At 71.0% G+C, this 18,958-nt stretch carries 11 protein-coding genes; 9 read left to right on the top strand and 2 right to left on the bottom strand.

Translation table 11 applies throughout. The features are described from left to right. Window positions 1-79 precede the first annotated feature (79 nt). From ASG36_RS05135 to ASG36_RS05105, 7 genes are all read left to right on the top strand, one after another. Window positions 80-1,573, top strand: a complete 1,494-nt coding sequence (locus ASG36_RS05135) for a sugar transferase (protein WP_055762492.1) — start codon at window positions 80-82, stop codon at window positions 1,571-1,573. Further along, window positions 1,573-2,742 carry a DUF1972 domain-containing protein gene (locus ASG36_RS05130; RefSeq protein WP_055760263.1) on the top strand — a complete coding sequence of 390 codons (1,170 nt, stop codon included), beginning with the start codon at window positions 1,573-1,575 and terminating at the stop codon, window positions 2,740-2,742. The genes ASG36_RS05135 and ASG36_RS05130 overlap by 1 nt, the downstream gene beginning before the upstream one ends. Then, complete coding sequence (locus tag ASG36_RS05125) at window positions 2,739-3,509, top strand: CDP-alcohol phosphatidyltransferase family protein (protein WP_235494591.1); 771 nt, start codon at window positions 2,739-2,741, stop codon at window positions 3,507-3,509. The genes ASG36_RS05130 and ASG36_RS05125 overlap by 4 nt, the downstream gene beginning before the upstream one ends. Before the next feature lie 11 nt (window positions 3,510-3,520). Next, on the top strand, window positions 3,521-4,168 hold the full coding sequence (locus ASG36_RS05120) for a hypothetical protein (protein WP_157498572.1): 648 nt from the start codon (window positions 3,521-3,523) through the stop codon (window positions 4,166-4,168). A 461-nt stretch (window positions 4,169-4,629) separates the two neighbouring features. Then, window positions 4,630-9,003: a PKD domain-containing protein gene (locus tag ASG36_RS05115; RefSeq protein ID WP_235494589.1), complete on the top strand. Its 4,374-nt coding sequence runs from the start codon at window positions 4,630-4,632 to the stop codon at window positions 9,001-9,003. Between the two features lie 98 nt (window positions 9,004-9,101). After that, the gene (locus ASG36_RS05110) at window positions 9,102-10,463 is read left to right on the top strand and encodes a hypothetical protein (protein WP_200944331.1); all 1,362 of its coding nucleotides are present in this window, start codon (window positions 9,102-9,104) and stop codon (window positions 10,461-10,463) included. A gap of 293 nt (window positions 10,464-10,756) precedes the next feature. Then, the gene (locus ASG36_RS05105; protein WP_157498570.1) at window positions 10,757-11,701 is read left to right on the top strand and encodes an O-antigen ligase family protein; all 945 of its coding nucleotides are present in this window, start codon (window positions 10,757-10,759) and stop codon (window positions 11,699-11,701) included. A gap of 58 nt (window positions 11,702-11,759) precedes the next feature. On the opposite strand, the gene ASG36_RS05100 is transcribed toward ASG36_RS05105, so the two are convergent. Beyond that, window positions 11,760-13,232, bottom strand: a complete 1,473-nt coding sequence (locus ASG36_RS05100; protein WP_055760253.1) for a YveK family protein — start codon at window positions 13,230-13,232, stop codon at window positions 11,760-11,762. A 190-nt stretch (window positions 13,233-13,422) separates the two neighbouring features. Continuing rightward, window positions 13,423-14,631 (bottom strand): hypothetical protein, encoded by a 1,209-nt coding sequence (locus tag ASG36_RS22165; protein WP_055760251.1) that lies wholly within the window; start codon window positions 14,629-14,631, stop codon window positions 13,423-13,425. A gap of 166 nt (window positions 14,632-14,797) precedes the next feature. On the opposite strand from ASG36_RS22165, the gene ASG36_RS05090 reads away from it, so the two are divergent. Together ASG36_RS05090 and mfd are read left to right on the top strand one after the other, a co-directional pair. Next, window positions 14,798-15,268, top strand: a complete 471-nt coding sequence (locus tag ASG36_RS05090) for an adenylyltransferase/cytidyltransferase family protein (protein ID WP_235494588.1) — start codon at window positions 14,798-14,800, stop codon at window positions 15,266-15,268. Window positions 15,269-15,386: 118 nt separating this feature from the next. After that, window positions 15,387-18,935: a transcription-repair coupling factor gene (gene mfd, locus ASG36_RS05085; protein WP_082522792.1), complete on the top strand. Its 3,549-nt coding sequence runs from the start codon at window positions 15,387-15,389 to the stop codon at window positions 18,933-18,935. Window positions 18,936-18,958: the final 23 nt, after the last annotated feature.

Genomic DNA, 18,958 nt, shown 5'->3' with positions numbered 1-18,958 from the left:
TACCCGCAGACGGGTGCCGCACGAATGAGCATTCGTATCCGAACGGCTACTCACGGTGAGAAGTCGGGGGAAGACGCAGATGCTCGTGGACAGGCCCGTCACAAGCCGTGTGGACCGCACGTTCGTCACGTTGCGTGCATTCCGAGACGTCCCCGTTGCCCCCCGCGTCGGGGTTCGTCCCCGGGTCTCGTGGACCCGGTCCTACAAGCGGGGGCTCCTGACCGGGGACGTCCTCCTCGCGGGTGGCGTCGCCGGCCTCTCGTTCCTGGGGCTGGGCGCCGGCGAGTGGGCCGCCCCTCTGGGCTGGGCTCTGCTGGCCCTCGTCCCTGCCTGGCCGGCGGTCCTGGCCGCCAGCGGCGCCTATGCAGAGCGAGACCTGGGCTCGGGATCCGACGAGTACCGCCGGGTCCTGCGTGCGGGTCTCGTCCTGGCTGCCGCCGTGGGGTTCACCTCGTACACCTTCCAGCTCGAGCTCAGTCGGGCGATCGTGGCCCTTGCCGTTCCCTTGCTGGTCTTGATGTCTCTCCTCGGCAGGCGGTGCTCGCGTCTGGTGCTGAACCGGCTCCGTGCTCGTGGCCGCTGCATCAAGCGCGTCGTGGTCGTCGGGCGTGGGGGAGCTGTGCAGTCGCTGGTCGAGAGGCTGGAACGTCAGCGCTTCGCGGGTCTCGTCGTCGTGGGTGTCTGCGTGACGGAGTCGGACCAGCGTCGTGTCGCTGCCGTCAGCGAGGTCCCGGTCGGGGGCCTCGACGAGGTGGTCGCCATGACCGAGCGTCTCGGGGCCGACACCGTGGCGGTGACGTCCAGCTCGGAGACCGCAGCCGAGTACCTGCAGGCGTTGTCTTGGCAGCTGGAGGGTGCCCCCGTGGAGCTGCTCGTGGCCCCCGGTCTCATCGAGGTTGCCGGCCCCCGGTTGCACATCCGGCCTTTCGAGGGCCTACCGCTGCTCTCCGTGGAGCAGCCCAGGTTCGAGGGCTGGCGAAGGGTCGTCAAGAGCGTGGTCGACCGCTCGGTCGCCGTCCTGACGGTCGTGGCGCTGGCCCCGCTGCTGGCCGTGCTGGCCGCCACCGTGCGGCTCACGAGCCCCGGCCCGGTGTTCTTCCGTCAGGAGCGGGTCGGGCTGCAGGGCGACCGGTTCACGATGTTCAAGTTCCGCAGCATGGTGGCCGACGCCGACGCGCGGCTCGCCGACCTGGCCCTGGACAACCAGGGGGCGGGCTTGCTGTTCAAGATGCGCGCCGACCCCCGGGTCACCCCCGTGGGCAGGTTCCTGCGGCGCTTCTCCCTCGATGAACTGCCGCAGCTGTTCAACGTCATCGGCGGTTCGATGTCCCTTGTCGGACCTCGCCCGCCCCTGCCTGCGGAGGTCGCCCGCTACGACCGGACCGTGAGTCGGCGCCTGCTGGTCAAGCCCGGTCTCACCGGCCTGTGGCAGGTGAGCGGCCGCAGTGATCTCGCGTGGGAGGAAGCCGTGCGCCTGGACCTGCGCTACGTGGAGAACTGGTCTCTGGCCAGCGATGCGGCCATCATCTGGAAGACGGTCCGCGCCGTCCTCGGGACGAGCGGGGCCTACTGATGAGCGACGGACGGTCTCCCGATCCTCTGAGCATCGCCATGGTCGGCACCCGGGGGGTCCCCGCTCGCTACGGTGGGTTCGAGACCGCCGTGGAGGAGGTCGGCCAGCGTCTGGTCGGGCGTGGGCATCGAGTCGTCGTCTACTGCCGGACGTCACCGGGCGCGGTGGGGGAGCTCCCCGCCAAGACCGCAGGCATGGAACTCATCCACCTGCCGGCGCTGCGCAAGCGGTCACTCGAGACCCTCAGCCACTCCGCCCTGTCCGTCGCACACCTGGTGGCCCACCGGACGGACGCGGCGTTCGTCTTCAACTCGGCGAACGCGCCCTTGCTGCCGGCGCTGCGGGCCGCCCGGATCCCGGTGGCCACCCACGTCGACGGCCTGGAGTGGAAGCGGTCCAAGTGGGGTGGCGCTGGGCGCCGCTACTACCGCGGCGCAGAGGCCCTCGCCGTGCGTTGGTCCGATGCGTTGATCGCCGACGCCCAGGGCATCGCGGACTACTACAGCGCCGAGTTCCAGGCTCCGACCGAGTTGCTGGCCTACGGTGCGCCCATCATCGAACCGGGGGACGACCTGCTCGGGGACGTCGGGCTCCTGCCCGGGAGCTACCACCTCGTGGTCGCCCGCTTCGAGCCCGAGAACCACGTCGACATGATCATCGAGGGCCACCGGAGGAGCCGCGCCACCAAGCCCCTGGTCGTCGTGGGTTCAGCTCCCTACTCCGACGCGTACACGGCCCGGCTGCACGACCTCGCCGACGACCGGGTCCGCTTCCTCGGTGGCGTCTGGGACCAGCGCCTGCTGGACCAGCTCTACGCCCACTCCTACACCTACCTGCACGGTCACTCCGTCGGCGGCACGAACCCGTCGCTGCTGCGGGCCATCGGCGCTGGGGCCGCCGTGACAGCGCTCGACGTCGGGTTCAACCGAGAGGTGGTCCAGGACGCCGGGCGGTACTTCAGTTCGGCCTCCGACGTGACTGCCCAGATCGAGGGAGCCGAGGCAGACCCGGCATCGGTCGAACTGGCCGGCCGCCGTGCCCGGGAGCTGGCCAAGGACTACGACTGGGACGTGGTGGCCGCAGGCTACGAGGACCTCGCTCGTCGGCTCGCCCGGCGGTCGTCCCCCTCGTCCCGGCCGAGCGGACGACGTACCGGGGTGTCGGCGTGAGCGCCGACGGGCTGAGGACGGCCGCTCGTCGTCCGCGCGACGGTGAGACCGTGGCGAACACGGTCCGGCGTCTGGCCGGGGTGCAGAAGGGTGCCCGGGGGGCCCCGGCCTACTCGCGCTTCGTCAACCGGCGTCTCGGGCGTCTCCTCGCCGCGATCGCCTTCCACATGGGGGCCACGCCGAACGGCGTGACGGTGGTCAGTGCGCTCTGCACCTTCAGTGCCATCGCGATGCTCGCCCTCGGCAGCCCCACTGTCCTCACGGGGCTCGCCATCGGTCTCCTGCTCGTGCTGGGTTACGCCTTGGACTCCGCGGATGGACAACTGGCCCGGTTGCGCGGGGGTGGGACACCCGCGGGGGAGTGGCTCGATCACATGGTCGACGCAACGAAGACCGCGACTCTGCACCTGGGGGTACTCATCGGCCTCCACCGGTCCGGCGTCTGGGACTCCGACGTCGTGCTGCTGGTGCCCCTGGCCTTCGCCGTCGTCTCGGTCGTCCTCTTCTTCGCGATGCTGCTCAACGAGGCGATGCGCAGCCAGCACGAGGCTGTCACCCGGGCGGCAGGCTCGGGCGCCAGTGCGAGCATCGTCCGGTCGCTGGTGGTCGCGCCGACCGACTACGGGGTCCTGTGCCTGGTGTTCCTCTTCTGGGGGATTCCGGAGCTCTTCCTGGGCCTCTACGGTCTCCTGGTGATCGGGACCACTGCTTACCTGCTGCTGGCACTCCCCACGTGGTTCCGCGAGATGCGCGGCCTCGGTCGGTGAGGGTCGACTCAATGCTCGCCCGCAGACGCGGTCGCCTGCTCCTGGGCCTGGTCATTGCCGGTGTGATCGTGCTGGTGGCCGTCCTGGCCACGCGCGGCGGCGGGCCCCAGCCCGACGGAGCGTCGTCGGAAGGTGCCGTCAGTTCTTCGGGCGCGCCGGGGTCCCGGCAGACCGGTGTGCCGTCGATCACCTCGGCGGCACCGACGGCAGCAGCGACGACCGACCCCGGCGTGCCCCCGGTCCCGGTCGAACAACTACCGCCCAGCCAGCCACCCGTGGGGCTGCAGGACGAGGGCGCAGCCGGCGATGGCGTCACCGGGGCACTCGTCGACCTCACTGCCGTGGACGGGCAGGCCACCGGGCCCGGCAACGTCGCGGGGCCGGCGCTCCGGGTGACGGTGCAGCTGACCAACGGCACCGGGACCGCAATGGCGCTGGACTCTGTCACCGTGACGGCCACCCATGGTCCCGACGCTGTCCCTGCATCGCCCCTCGATGACCCGGCCGTCGTCGTGTTCAGTGGATCACTGGAACCCGGGGCCAGCGCGGAGGGCGTCTACGTGTTCTCCGTTCCGCTCGACTCGCGAGGGGTCTTCAGCGTCCAGGTCAGCCACGGGGTCGGTGCGCCCTACATGGTCTTCACTGGCCCAGCCGTCTGACCGGGCTCGTCCTGCTGTTCGTCCTTCTCTCGACCCGGTCCACCACGGTGGACCGGGTCGAGTCCGTCTCGGCAGTGGCCTGGACATCGCAGACCACCGGAGCCGGCCTCTCGACGAGCGGTCGTGCGGTGGCCCGTGAGGCTGACCCGGCCGTCGTGCCAGAACCGCGACGTATCGATCACTCTGCGTGATTACTCAGCGCCTCGTCAGCCCATTGAGCAGGACAATCACCCAGATGGTGGACCAGAGAGGTGTTCCCTCGGGGGTTTGGTGACGCTTAGTATTCGCTCGCCGGTCCGGGTGCACTAGTTCCTGGGAGGTGGACGAGGGGGACCTCCGTGGACAGCACGCAGCACCGTCACGTACTCAAGCCCGTCGTCGCCGGCCTCCTCTCCCTGCTCCTGTTCCTGGGTGCTCTGGGGACGATCTCTTCCGGCACAGCCAGGGCAGACTCCGCCCCGGTGGACCCGGCCTCGCCTGCCACTCCGACCACCGTCGCGGCCGACGCGCTGCCCACGGTCCAGATCAACGGCGTGGCCTGGGCTCAGGTCGTCGTCGGTGACACCGTCTACGTCGCCGGGCGCTTCACCTCGGCCCGTCCGGCTGGCGCCGCCGCCGGCACTCAGGAGACGCCGCGCGGGAACCTGCTGGCCTACGACATCCGTACCGGGGTCCTCATCAACTCGTGGGCGCCTTCCTTGAACGCCCAGGCGTTGACTCTCGCGGCCTCCCCGGACGGTTCTCGCATCTACGTCGGCGGGGACTTCACCACGGTGAACGGCACCTCGCGCAACCGGATCGCCGCGCTGAGCGCCACGACCGGGGCCCTGATCGCCGGGTTCGCACCGAGTGTCAGCAGCCAGGTCCGCGCCATCGCGGTGACCGACTCCAAGGTCTACATCGGCGGGAGCTTCGCCACTGTCGGTGGCGTCGCCCGGGCCCGCCTGGCGGCCTTGCAGGCCTCCAACGGGGCGCTTCTCCCCTGGAACCCCACACTCCAGGCGGGGCCGACCGATCGCAACAACGACCCGGGCAAGACGGCCACCCAGAACGCACAGACGAGCACCGAGGTCATGGCGCTCCTGGTCGTAGGAAGCGGTACCCGCGTGGTGGCCGCAGGTCGCTTCGACCAGCTGAACAACGTCAAGTCCACCGGCGTCGGCGCACTGGACGCGACGACCGGTGCGACGCTGCCCTTCGCGGTGAACCAGCAGATCACCAACCAGGGCATCAACTCGGCCGTCTACAGCCTGACCAGCGACGGAACGAACGTCTACGGCACGGCCTACGACTTCTACGGCCCCGGGAACCTGGAGGGCGCCTTCGCTGCCGCCGTCGATGGTGGCGCACCGGTGTGGTTCAACAGCTGCCTCGGTGACACCTACTCCAGCTTCCCGTCCAACGGGACTCTGTACCAGGCCACCCACGCCCACAACTGCGGTCCGATCGACGGCTACCCCGAGCAGAACCCGCGGGTCAACAAGTTCGGGACAGCGGTCAGCCTGGCTGCGACCGGCCGCTCGACAGGGGACTTCAACGGCCAGCCCTCTCCCTCGCTGCTCAGCTGGTTCCCTGCGTTCAGCGCGGGCACGGTGACCGGGCAGTACCAGGCCGGTTGGACCGTCACCGGCAACAGCCAGTACGTCGTCTTCGGTGGGGAGTTCCCGCGGGTCAACGGCACCGCACAGGCGGGGCTGGTCCGCTTCGCTGCACCGGCCATCGCCCCCAACAAGGTCGGCCCCGTGTACGACGCGGCGATGAAGCCCACCCCGATCGCCCTCCCGGGGGGCGCCGTCCGCCTGTCCTGGCCGACCACGTGGGACTACGACAACCAGACCCTGACCTACGACGTGTACCGGAGCGATCGCCCCAGCACCGTCCTCGGGACGGTCACCGCCGCGTCCCAGTGGTGGCAGCGGCCCACCACCGGGTTCGTCGACCGGACAGCCGTCCCGGGAGCGGCGTACACCTACAAGGTCAATGTGCGCGACCCGTTCGGCAACCAGTACCGCAGCGGCAACTCCGTCAGCGTGACGGTCTCCTCGGCCACGGCACCTGCCGGCCTCTACGCCGAGACGGTGACAGCAGACCAGCCCTCGCACTACTGGCGGTTCGGAGAAGCTGCAGGGTCTCCCACCGGCTTCGACCAGACCGGCTTCGACGACCTCCGCATCGACTCGGGCGTCACTCTCGGGGCGCCCGGTGCACTCAGCGGGAACCCGGACACGTCCGGCTCGTTCTCCGGAGCCCCGTCCGGCCTGGCTGCCACGACGACCCCGGTGACCGGTCCTCAGGTCTTCAGCGTGGAGGCCTGGTTCCAGACCACCTCGGCCACCGGCGGGAAGATCATCGGTTTCGGCAGCTCGTCCACCGGTGACAGCGGCTCCTACGACCGGCACGTCTACATGGACGCCTCGGGCCGCGTGACCATGGGCGTCTACGACGGCAACCTGCAGACCGTCACGACCCCCGGGGCCCTCAACGACGGCACCTGGCACCACGTCGTCGGCACGTACGGCAGCGGCGCCGTCGCGTTGTACGTGGACGGTGAGCTCGTGGGGACGCGCACCGGTGCCACCGGGGCACAGGCGTACAGCGGCTTTTGGCGGGTGGGCGGGGACAACACCTGGGCGGGTGCCAACTACTTCGCCGGGAGGATCGACGAGGTTGCTGTCTACCCGACGGTGTTGACGCCGACTCAGGTCCGTCAGCACCACGCGATCGGAGCCACGGGTACGACCTTCAACACCCCACCGACCGCGGCCTTCACCGCTACCGCAGCCGGGCTGGCCGTGTCCCTGGACGGGTCGACGTCCGTCGACCCAGACGGTTCCGTCACCCGTTGGTCGTGGGCCTTCGGTGACGGCACCACGGGTGACGGCGCGAACGTCCGCCACACCTACGACTCACCGGGTTCGTACCGGGTGACGCTCACGGTGACCGATGCCCGGTCGGGGACCGCCGCCGTCACCCACGTGATCGCGGTCGTCCGCAGCGGGGTCGCGGGCAGTGACTACTCCCGAGCCGTCCTGACGGACGCTCCGGAGCACTACTGGCGCCTGAACGAGACCACCGGTGACCTTCTCGACTCTGCCGGAGGGTCGGACCTCACGGTGAACGCCGGCGTGGCCCGTGGTGTACCGGGCGCCATCGCGAGCGACCAGGACCTCGCTGCCCGATTCGACGGGGTCTCCGGTCTGGCCGCGACCCAGACTGCGGTCGCCGGACCGTCGACGTTCTCCCTCGAGGCGTGGTTCCAGACGACGTCCACGGCCGGCGGCAAGATCATCGGCTTCGGCAACCGGTCGAGCGGGACCAGCAGCTCCTACGACCGGCACGTCTACCTGAGCCCGGACGGGACGGTTCGCTTCGGCGCGTACAGCGGTCAGCTGAACGTCGTGTCGAGCGCCTCGGGTTACAACGACGGTCGCTGGCACCACGTGGTGGCCACGATCGGCTCAGGCGGCATGCGGATCTACGTGGACGGCCAAGCGGGGACGACGAGCCCCAACACGGCATCGGAGGGTTACGCCGGTTACTGGCGGGTCGGCGGGGACAGTTCGTGGGACGGCGCCCCTTACTTCAACGGGTCGATCGACGACGTCGCGGTGTACCCCGTCGCCCTGACGGCGGCCCAGGCCGCCGCCCACCACGCCCTCGGGGTTGCAGCCGCGAACGCCGCTCCCACGGCGTCGTTCACATCCTCGGTGACTGACCTGTCGGCCACCTTCGATGCCTCGGCCTCCTCGGACCCTGACGGACAGGTCGCCGGGCTGGCGTGGGACTTCGGTGACGGGACCACGGGCACCGGTGCCACCACCTCTCACGACTACGCAACGCCCGGGACGTACAGGGTCACGTTGGTCGTCACCGACGACCGGGGGGCCACGGCCAGCACGACGGCTCAGGTGACCGTGCAGGCTCGACCCAACGCCGCTCCGGTGGCCGTGATCGCCTCCTCGGTGTCCGGCTTGTCAGCCCGGGTGGACGGCTCCGCGTCCACCGACGCCGAGGGTCCTCTCGCTTCGTGGGCCTGGGACCTCGGTGATGGGACGACCGCCACTGGTCCCGTCGTGACACACGACTACGCGACTGGGGGCACCTACACCGTCTCGTTGCGGGTGACCGACCAGGGTGGTGCCGTGGGTAACTCCACCGCGTCGGTCACCGTGGTCTCGCCTCCTCCTACGGCGCCGACGGCCATCGCGTCGGACACCTTCAACCGGACCGCCACCGGCGGTCTCGGGACGGCCGACGTCGGGGGGGCGTGGACGGCAACGGCCGGTGCGGCACGGCAGTCAGTCACCCCGGGGACTGCGGTCTTCGCGACCACACCGGGCACGAACACCGGCTCGGTGATCGCTGCGGCTTCGGGGTCCTCCGTGTCAGTGCGGACGACGGTCACGCTCTCCTCCCTGCCGTCCGCTGGAGCCGCCTCGGTGTACGTGACGGGGCGCCGGTCCTCCGGCCAGGAGTACGCAGCCCGGGTGCGGTTCCTCGCCAACGGCGCGGTCGGAGTCGCAGCTGCACGACTGACCGGGACCACGAGCGAGACACTGATCGGGTCCGAGGTGATCGTGCCGGGTCTGACCTACACCGCCGGGACGCCGCTCGCGGTCCGGTTCGACATCACCGGGACCGGTACCACGACGCTGGCCGTCACGGTGTCTGCCGGCACCGCCACCCCGCCGGCGACTCCAGTCGTGACCCGCACCGACGCGACTGCGGCCCTGCAGGTCGCTGGCCAGACCGGACTCCTGGCCTACCTGTCGGGTAGTGCGGCGGGTTCGGTCGCGGTGCGCTTCTCCGCGTACTCGGTGACGCCGGTCAGCTGACCCACCGGTCCCGCCCAGGCCCCCCCGGACGGGGGACACCTGGGCGGGAGGTGGGTGGCCACCTGTCCACAGGGTCCTTGAGCTGGGACGATGGAAGGGTGATCACGGGGATCGTCCGGCTGCTTCGCCGCCGCGTGACCGCAGCGGTGCTCGGTCAAGTCACCCAGGCCGCGGCCGGGGTCGTCCTGCAGGTCGCCGCGGCGCGGGAACTCGGCGCAGGTGGTCTGGCCACCTTCTCGGTGGCCTACGGCGCGATCGTCCTGGCGACTGCGATCTGCAGCGGTCTCGTGGGGGACTCGCTCACGGTCCTCAGCCGGACCGACCCGGGGATCCGGGCCGGCCTCCTGGTCTGTACGGCGGGTGTCGTGGTCGTGGCGGGAGCTTGCGCCACGGCGGTCGGGGTGTCGACCGACGCACTCCCCGTCTGGGCGTCGATCGTGGCCGGGATGGCCACCGGGGTGTTCATCATCGAGGACACGCTGCGGCGGCTGCTCATGGCCGTGGGCCGTTTCGGCCGGCTGCCATCAGTGGACCTGACCAGCCTCGCTGTCGCGCTCGGTGTCCTGGCCGTCGCATCCGTGGGTCGTGACCTGGCTCTGTCCGACTTCATCGTCGCGCTCTTTCTCGGACAGACCGCAGCCAGTGTCGTCGCCTGGGTGCAGTTGCCGGCGCCCGAGCGTCCTCGGGGGCCGTGGCGGCGGCCCTCGATCACGGCAGTGGTGTCCTTCGGCACGTGGCGGGCGGCGGCGCAGGCGATACGGCCGACGCTGCTGACCCTGGTCCGCCTCACCTCCATCGCCATCGTGGGAGCGACCGCTTACGGGCCCGTGGAGGCGGCCCGCATCTACGCTGCGCCCACTCTGATCCTGGTCGCGGGCATCGGCACGTTCCTGCTGCCGCACTTCGTCGCGACCGTGCCCGCGGGTGCGGCTCGTGCCCTCCGGTCTGCTGATCGGGCCGCGGCCCTGCTCGGCTTCGCGGTGGCCGGGGTGGGGGCGGTCGCCGCGTTGGCGCTGCCGCTCGTGGGCCCGTGGGTGGTCGGCGAGGAGTACCTCGTCCCCCTCGTGCCCGTGGTGGGGTGGTCGGCATACGCAGTGGCGAGTGCCGTGCTCCTCCCGTACGCCTCGCTCGCCTCCGTGCTGCGTCGTCAACGCCGCGTCTTGGCGTTGCGCAGCCTGGAGGTGGTCTCGATCGGGATAGTGCTGCTGCTGCTGACGGCGTCCGGATCCGGGGCCCAGTGGGCACCTCTGGCACTCACGACCGGGCCACTCCTGGCGGCTGCTGCGGTCCGCTGGACGGTCCTCCTGCCGTTGACGCGCTCACCAGCTGGGCGGGAGCGTCCTGATGGCGACACACGAGGGCAGGACATCCCGGGGCGTGTCGTGGCCGGGACGGACGCCTCGCACCCGGCACCGCTGACCACGAGACGGTCCGGCTGCGGCGACAGGGGCGAGCCTTGATGGGTCTGAGCACACGCCTGGTCGCCCTGTTGCTGGTGGCCGGGACGGTGGCCTGGCGGCGCGCTGACTACTTCTCCGGCGCACTCGACCCCACCATCGTGGTCAAGGGGCTCGTCGTGGTTGGCGCGGTGTTGCTCTCGTTGTCGATCCGTCCAGATCGGCCCGCCGGCCGGCTGGGCACGGGGACGTTGTGGTTCCTCGGCGCTCTACTGCTCTCGTCCCTCGTCGGTGCCCTCGCCGAGGGGGAGATCGTCGCGGGGACGATCGTGGCGACCCGCGTCGTCCTGGTGACCGTGGCGCTGTTCGTGCTGCTGCGTCGACGGTCGGTCGAGGAGGTGATCGCCGCGCTGGCCTGGGCCTGCGCCGTGGTGGTCACGGTGGCGGTCCTCAGCGGGGTCTCGAGTCTGGCCGACGGACGACTGCGAGGGGGTGTGCCCCCCTTGAGCCCGAACGAGGTGGCCCTCCTCGCGGGGATCGCACTGGTGCACGTCGCGTGGCGGGTGCTGCAGCACCCCGTCGCGGCCTGGGAGTACGGACTCGCGTGTTGGTGGCTGGTGCTCGTCTGGCTATCCGGCTCACGAACCGGCCTGCTCATGCTCGTCCTCGGGCTGCTGGCGATGCTGCTGTTGACCCGTCGTTTCCGTCCCAGCCTCGTGGTGGGGGCCCTGGTGACGGTGGCCGCCGGCTCGGTCCTGCTGATCAACACCGGGGCGCTGGTCGGGTTCGCTGAACGGGACGGCACGGGGACCGACACCCTGGACTCACGGTTCAACGCATGGCGGGCCGCAGTCGTCTGGGCCGAGTCCGTGTGGCGGGGGGCGTTCGGTGGCGGGCTGTCCCTCAAGGTGATCCCCGTGGTGGACCGGTTCCGCGACACTCAGCCATTGGACAGCAGCTGGGTGTCCGCCCTGGTCCAGGCCGGTGTGGTTGGTCTCCTCGTGGCGCTGGTGTGGATGCTGTGGATGGTCCGCAACGTCATCGCGTCACTGCGGTCCGACCGGGTCTTGCACATCGGCCTCACAGTGTTCCTCGTGGGCCGCAGCACCGTCGAGAGCGGGCTGTTCGACGCCACGCCCGCGTTCCTCGTCGTCCTGGTCGTGTCGCTGGCCGTGGAGGGGGGGACCTGGGAGCGGCCCCAGTCCGCCTCAGCCAGGGCTGGATGGACCGGAGGCCGTGCGGTCGGACAGCGTGGTCCCAACAGGTCGGTCCATCGACCGCACCGGGGGGCGCGAGCCTAGGGCTGCTCCGCTGCCCAGGGGCCCGGTGCGCAGGGCAGCTGGTCGGGACGGAGGGGTGTCAGCTCCTCCGGGACGACTGCACGTTCGGTCGAGGCGTGGCCTCTGAGGCGGGCTTCGGTGATCGCTGCACGGGGCGCTGCCGGGTCCGGCGGAGGGGCATCTGGGCGCGCGACGGCTCCTCACCGCGCTGCTCGCCGCCGAGGTGAAGGCCGCGGTCTCCGCCCTGGTCTCCGCCCTCGTCCGATGGTGAGGCTGCGACCTCCGTGACGATCGGGACCGTCGACGGCCGAGGGGCCGGGTCGGGATGTACGTGCCCGTCCGCCAGCAGCGGCTGGGCGGGTGCGTCCGCGAACATCGATGAGCCAGAGCCGGAGGTCGACGGCCCGGGGATCCGCCGCCGGCGTTCTCGGCGACCGACCTTCCGGGCGCGCGGGAGGAGGACCACGGCCACCGGGGTGATGTCGACAGCGCGGAGCACCCCGGCGACCGAGAGCAACTGGGTGTCGGAGACGCCGCCGTCCACGATGACCACCACGATCCCGGCGGCGTCGGACCGCAACGCATGCCAGGTGCGGAGTGCCGCCATCGGCGACCCGGTGGAGAGCACCACGCGACCAGGCTCGGGTGAGTCCCCTGAGACCGGCGTGCTGGTCGTCGACGGCACGTGGAGGGCAGGTCCCTCGAGCTCGGCGACGAGCGCGTCTACGTTCTTCTCACGTAGTGCCTGGACGACGGCAGCGGAGAAGTCGACCAGGTCGGGGTGCGCGTCGTCCGACGGGGGGAGCAGCACGACTCGGGCCGGTCGGTCTTCGCCCATCAGGTCGACCCGCCGAGCGAGCTCAGCGACGACCCGCGCGGTGGGGTGGCCGGTCCCGTACGACTCGCCGGTGAGCAGAGGGACCTCGTCCCATTCCCCGGCCAGCGCTCGGCGCACGTCCAGCTCGCCGTGCACGGTCCGGTCCAGCCTGCTCCGTACGACCGCGGCAGCCAGCCCGAGGAACAGCCCGGCGACCAGCCCCAGCGCCACCAGCAGGGCGGTACGCGGCTCGCTCGGGGAGGTCGGCTCCATGGCGGGGTCGGTGACGGTCAGGCTGACCGGTGACGAGATGCCCCCAGAGCTCTCGAGTCCCTCGACGACGCTGCCGAACCGACGTGCGACCTCGTTGGCGATGCCAGCGGCCACGGCGCTGTCCGCGGCGGTGGCCGTGACGGTGATCTGGGAGGTGTTGACCGGGTTCATCGCCGTGACGTGGTCGCGGACCTCGGCGAAGGGCAGACCGAGGTCCTCTGCGACGGGCATCAGCACGGTCTGGCTGATGGCGACGTCGGGGTAGCTGGCGACGCGCTGGTTCACGAAGGCTGAGCCGTCGGTCCCCTCCACGGTGCTCGAGACGAAGACGGTCGCGGTCGCGCTGAAGGTCGTCGGGATGACGAGGTTCGCCACCAGCGCCAGCAACAACCCCAGCACGGCACCGGTCACCCAGGTGGTCCAGTAGCGGCGCAGAGCAGCCACGTAGTCCGACAGGTCCATCGTCTCTGCTCCTCGCGCCCACGCTGATCGACGGTTGGCAGCGCTGCTCATCGCGGCGCCCTCGGTGTGTCCCCGTACTCGTACGGTGTCCTTCGACCCCGACGCGCGGCGAGACGAGCGCGGTAGCGCATTTCCACTCCTCCGGGTGACGGGTGACGGGTGACGGGTGACGGACGTCGGCAGGTGCGGTTCACGTGGTGCGGACCTCCCAGCCCGGGGCGCCCACGAGGGTGATGAGACCCGGTTCGGCCTCGGAGAGCAGCTTCGCTCGGCCAGCGGCCTTCGGAGCCAGGACGGTGATGGGCACGGTCGTGTGGATGCAGGGTCCATCGACATCCGCAGCTGGCTGGCCGTCCACGAACCCCGGGAAGCGGGGTGCGACGAACAGGACGTCCTCGCCTCCGGTGACGGTGACCAGACCGGGGCTCGCTCCGCTCGCGTTCGCGTTGAACACCCACAGGTCGGTCACCGTCGTGTCGATGCCACCGGTGATCTGCAGACCCGCGAGCTGGGTGGCCGACTCGCCCGTCCGGCCGGTCGCGTCGACCATGGTGCCCGTTAGGCGCAGCCCGGTCGCTCGGCCACCGATGGCGACACCATGACCGCCCTGCGCCGTGATGTAGGCGCTGCCCACGATCGACTGGCCCAGGTCGACCAAGTCTAGGAACGGTCGGTCGGGCGGGAGGGTACCGCTCACGTAGTGCGGGCCGCGGGTGAACAACCACGAGTCGCTGCCGCCGATCCGGACGACCGAGTCACTCACGTCGTTGACGTAGGCAGGCTGGAAGTCCAGTCGCAGGAAGGCCCCCTGCAGAAGGGTCGAGCCGCCGCTCGTCCCGCCGCCGGACACGCGCACGTCACGCCATGCGCCCCGAGAGGCGTCCCGGGGTATGGGTTCCAACAGGTGGTCCCGCACCTCGCAGCTGAGCTCCTCGAGGGTGATGGAGTGGGCCGCGGGATCGAACGCGACGAGGCCGCCGACGGGGACCCGGATGCTCTGCCCGAAGCGGAACTCCTCGCCCTTCCCCAGCTGCATGAGGTGCAGTCCTGAGTAGGCAGGGACGGGTCGGGTCAGGTCATAAGCCCGGTTGGCGAAGACGACGGCTGGCTTGTGGGTCTGTGCCGCTGCGTGTCGGACGGCGGCCGCCAGCGTGGCGTCGTCGTCGCGACCGTCCGCCCGGAAGTCCTCGACGGCGACGAGGCCGAGCGCCCCGGCCGACGGCCCGGGCTCGGACGGCGTTGTCCTGCCGCCGCGCCTGACGGCGATGGCGGTTGCGGCCCCCCCGACTGTCGCGCCCGCACCTGCACCCGCACCCAGGAACAGCGCCTTCCGTCTGGAGATCGACCCCCCTCGGGGATCCCCATCGCCGAGACCTGCATCACCGCTCGGATTCGTCACGGGTCCCCCCTCGTTGCCCTGGCACCACCGATGGGGTGAACCTCATCGAGAACTGATGACACAGTGTGATCGATGTCCGTAAGATCCGGCCATGAGCGCGTCACTGTTGTGACGTTCAGTGACGGGCACCGGCAGTTGTGCAATGACGGCCGGTCGATGACAGCAGGTGGAGGACGAGTTGACAATCATCGGCTACGCGCCGGGGGCCTACGACCTGTTCCACATCGGCCACCTGAACATCCTGAAGCACGCTGCAGACAACTGTGACCTCTTGATCGCCGGCGTGGTCAGCGACGAGATGCTGGCCCAGGCCAAGGGTCGGCGCCCGGTCGTGCCGTTGGCCGAGCGGATGGAGATCGTCGCGAACCTCCGGTTCGTCGACGCAGTCCACGCCGAGGTCGTGCCCGACAAGGTGGAGACCTGGCGCACCGTCGGATTCGACGTCATCTTCAAGGGCGATGACTGGCGGGGCACGGCCAAGGGCCACAAGCTAGAGGTGGACTTCGCCGCGGTGGGCGTGCGGGTGCACTACTTCCCCTACACGATGCACACTTCGAGCACCCTCCTCCGCAGGGCGCTCACGGCCATGGACGCGGGAGACCCGGTCGGTCACGTGTCCCGCGCGCTCACCTCCTGACGAGCCCGGCGGGTGGTCGTAGCGGGGACTAACCTCGTCACCGGCCCCCCGCGCACCCGTGCGTCCGCCGGTGAGCGTGAGCGGTGCGGCCACCGGACCCACCAGGAGTTCCCCCACCGTGACGCTGCGCGGCGTGCTCGACGTCGTCCTGTCCGACCCCGGCCTGGCCCGGGTGGTCGAGCAGGCCGGCGCTGCCGACCTGACGGTGACCGCCCCGCCCAGCGTGCAACCGCTGGTGGCCGCGGCGCTGGCCGCGCCGTCGCCCGGGGCCGGGGTGCCCGTGCTGGTGGTCACCGCCGGGGAGCGGGACGCCGACCGCACCGCGGACCTGCTGCGCTGCTTCCTGCCCGACCGCCGGGTCGAGGTGTTCCCGGCCTGGGAGACACTGCCGCACGAGCGGCTCAGCCCCCGCCCGGACACCGTGGGCCGGCGGCTCGCGGTGCTCCGCGACCTGACGCACCCCGAGGCCGCGACCGGCCGGATCGACGTCGTCGTCGCCCCGGTCCGCAGCCTGCTGCAGCCGCTGGCGCCCGGGCTGGGCGACCTGGTCCCGGTCGAGCTCGCCGCCGGTGACTCCGCCGAGCTCGGCGAGATCAGCAAGCGCCTGGCCGACGCCGCCTACACCCGGGTCGAGCTGGTGGAGAAGCGCGGGGAGTTCGCCGTCCGCGGTGGGCTGCTCGACGTCTTCCCGCCCACCGAGCCGCACCCGGTGCGGGTGGAGTTCTGGGGCGACGAGGTCGACGAGCTGCGCTACTTCTCCGCCGCCGACCAGCGTTCGCTGGACGAGCGCCCCGACCGGCTGTGGGCACCACCGTGCCGGGAGCTGCTGCTGACCCCGACCGTCCGCGAGCGCGCCCGCGCGCTGACCCTGGAGCACCCGGAGCTCGCCGAGGTCACCGACTCCCTGGCCGAGGGCATCGCCGTCGAGGGCATGGAGGCGCTCACACCGGCGCTCATCGGCGGGGAGCACATGGAGCTGCTCACCGACCTCGTGCCCCGGGACACGCACGTGCTGGTCTGCGACCCCGAGCGGGTCCGCAGCCGGGCCGCGGACCTGGTGCGCACCGCCGAGGAGTTCCTCGCCGCCTCCTGGCAGACCGCCGCCGAGGCCGGGCAGGCCCCGATCGACCTGGGCGCGTCGTCCTTCCGCGACCTCGAGGACGTCGCCGACGACGCCCGCGGCCGCGGGCTGCCCTGGTGGACCACCGGCGCTTTCACCCTCCAGACCGAGGACGACGACACCCACGTCACCCTCACCGCCACCCCGGTCGAGCGCTTCCACGGCGACCAGGACGCCGCCCTCGGCCAGCTGCGCGACTGGGGCCGGGACGACTGGCGGGTCGTGCTGACCTTCGCCGGCCCCGGGCCCGCCCAGCGCGCGGCCGACCAGCTCACCGAGGCCGACCTCGGCGTCCGGCTGCTGCCCGACCTGGCCGCGGCCCCGGAGAGCGGCCTGACCCACGTCACGCAGGCAAACCTGGAGGCCGGGTTCGCGTTCCCCGGCATCAAGCTCGCCCTGCTCACCGAGCACGACCTCACCGGCCAGCGCGGCACGAGCATGCGGGACGCGCAGAAGATGCCGGCCCGGCGGCGCAACGCGGTCGACCTGGTGCAGCTGCAGCCCGGGGACGTCGTCGTCCACGAGCAGCACGGCGTCGGGCGCTACGTGGAGATGGTCAGCCGCACCGTGCACGGCGGGCAGCGCGACTACCTCATCGTCGAGTACGCCCCGGGCAAGAAGAACCAGCCGCCGGACCGGCTCTTCGTGCCCACCGACGCCCTGGACCAGCTCACCCGCTACGTCGGCGGCGACGCCCCGGCGCTGTCCAAGCTGGGCGGTGCCGACTGGGCCAAGACCAAGGGCCAGGCGCGCAAGGCGGTCAAGCAGATCGCCGCGGAGCTCATCCGGCTGTACTCGGCGCGGATGGCCAGCAAGGGCCACGCGTTCGGCCCGGACACGGTCTGGCAGCGCGAGCTCGAGGACGCCTTCCCGTTCCAGGAGACCCCCGACCAGCTCGCGGCGATCGACGAGGTCAAGGCCGACATGGCCCAGCCGGTGCCGATGGACCGCATCATCTGCGGCGACGTGGGCTACGGGAAGACCGAGATCGCGATCCGGGCGGCCTTCAAGGCGGTGCAGGACGGCAAGCAGGTCGGCGTCCTGGTGCCGACGACGCTGCTGGCCAACCAGCACTTCAAGACCTTCTCCGAGCGGATGGCCCAGTTCCCGGTCACCGTCGCGGTGCTGTCGCGGTTCCAGTCCAAGACCGAGTCCGACGAGACCCTGCGCAAGCTGGCCGACGGCGAGGTCGACATCCTCGTCGGCACGCACCGGCTGCTGCAGCCCACCACCCGGTTCAAGGATCTCGGGCTGGTCATCGTCGACGAGGAGCAGCGCTTCGGGGTCGAGCACAAGGAGTACCTGAAGACGATGCGGACGGCGGTCGACGTGCTGTCGATGTCGGCCACGCCGATCCCGCGCACCCTGGAGATGTCCCTCACCGGCATCCGGGAGATGTCGACGATCCTCACCCCGCCCGAGGAGCGGCACCCGGTGCTCACCTACGTCGGGGCGTGGGAGGACAAGCAGATGGCCGCGGCCATCCGCCGCGAGCTGCTGCGCGACGGTCAGGTGTTCGTGATCCACAACCGGGTGCAGTCCATCGACAAGGCCGCGGCCACGATCCGCCGGCTGGTGCCCGAGGCCCGGGTGGCGGTGGGCCACGGCCAGATGAAGGAGCACGAGCTCGAGAAGATCATGGTCGGCTTCTGGGAGAAGGAGTACGACGTCCTGATCGCGACGACCATCGTCGAGTCGGGGCTGGACATCCCCAACGCCAACACCCTGATCGTCGACCGGGCCGACACCTTCGGGCTCTCCCAGCTGCACCAGATCCGCGGCCGGGTCGGTCGTGGGCGGGAGCGGGCCTACGCCTACTTCACCTACGACCCGAACCGACCGCTCACCGAGACCTCGGTCGACCGGTTGACCACGATCGCGAACAACACCGACCTCGGGGCCGGCATGGCCGTGGCGATGAAGGACCTGGAGATCCGCGGCTCGGGCAACCTGCTGGGCGGCGAGCAGTCCGGGCACATCGCCGGGGTCGGGTTCGACCTCTACGTGCGACTGGTCGGCGAGGCGGTCAGCGACTACCGCGCCCAGGCGACGGGGGAGTCCCCGGCGGTGGAGCCGGCCGACGTCCGGGTCGACTTGCCGGTCGACGCGCACCTGCCGCACGACTACGTGCCCGGCGAGCGGCTGCGGATGGAGGCCTACCGCAAGGTCGCCTCCGTCCAGGACGACGACCAGGCGCAGGCCGTGCTCGACGAGCTCACCGACCGCTACGGACCCGCCCCGGCACCGGTGCTCAACCTGCTAGCGGTGGCCCGCTTCCGGGCCGCGATGCGCCAGCTGGGCGTGACCGAGGTGTCGATGGCCGGGCGCAACGTGCGGATCTCCCCGGTGGACCTGCGGGAGTCCCAGCAGATGAAGCTGACCCGCCTGGCCGAGGGCGTCAGCTACAAGGGCACGGTCAACACCGTCTCGCTCAAGGTGCCGGTCGGGCCGGACCGGCGGACCCCGCTGCGCGACGTGGCGCTGCTGGAGAAGCTGCACGCGCTGATGACCTCGGTGCTGGAGCAGCCAGCCGGTGCCGCGACCTGAGGGGCCCGGAGCAGGACATGATG

The organism is Geodermatophilus sp. Leaf369, from assembly GCF_001424455.1.
In the GTDB taxonomy this organism is placed as follows: Bacteria; Actinomycetota; Actinomycetes; order Mycobacteriales; family Geodermatophilaceae; genus Klenkia.
This window is presented reverse-complemented; position numbering and strand designations above follow the sequence as displayed.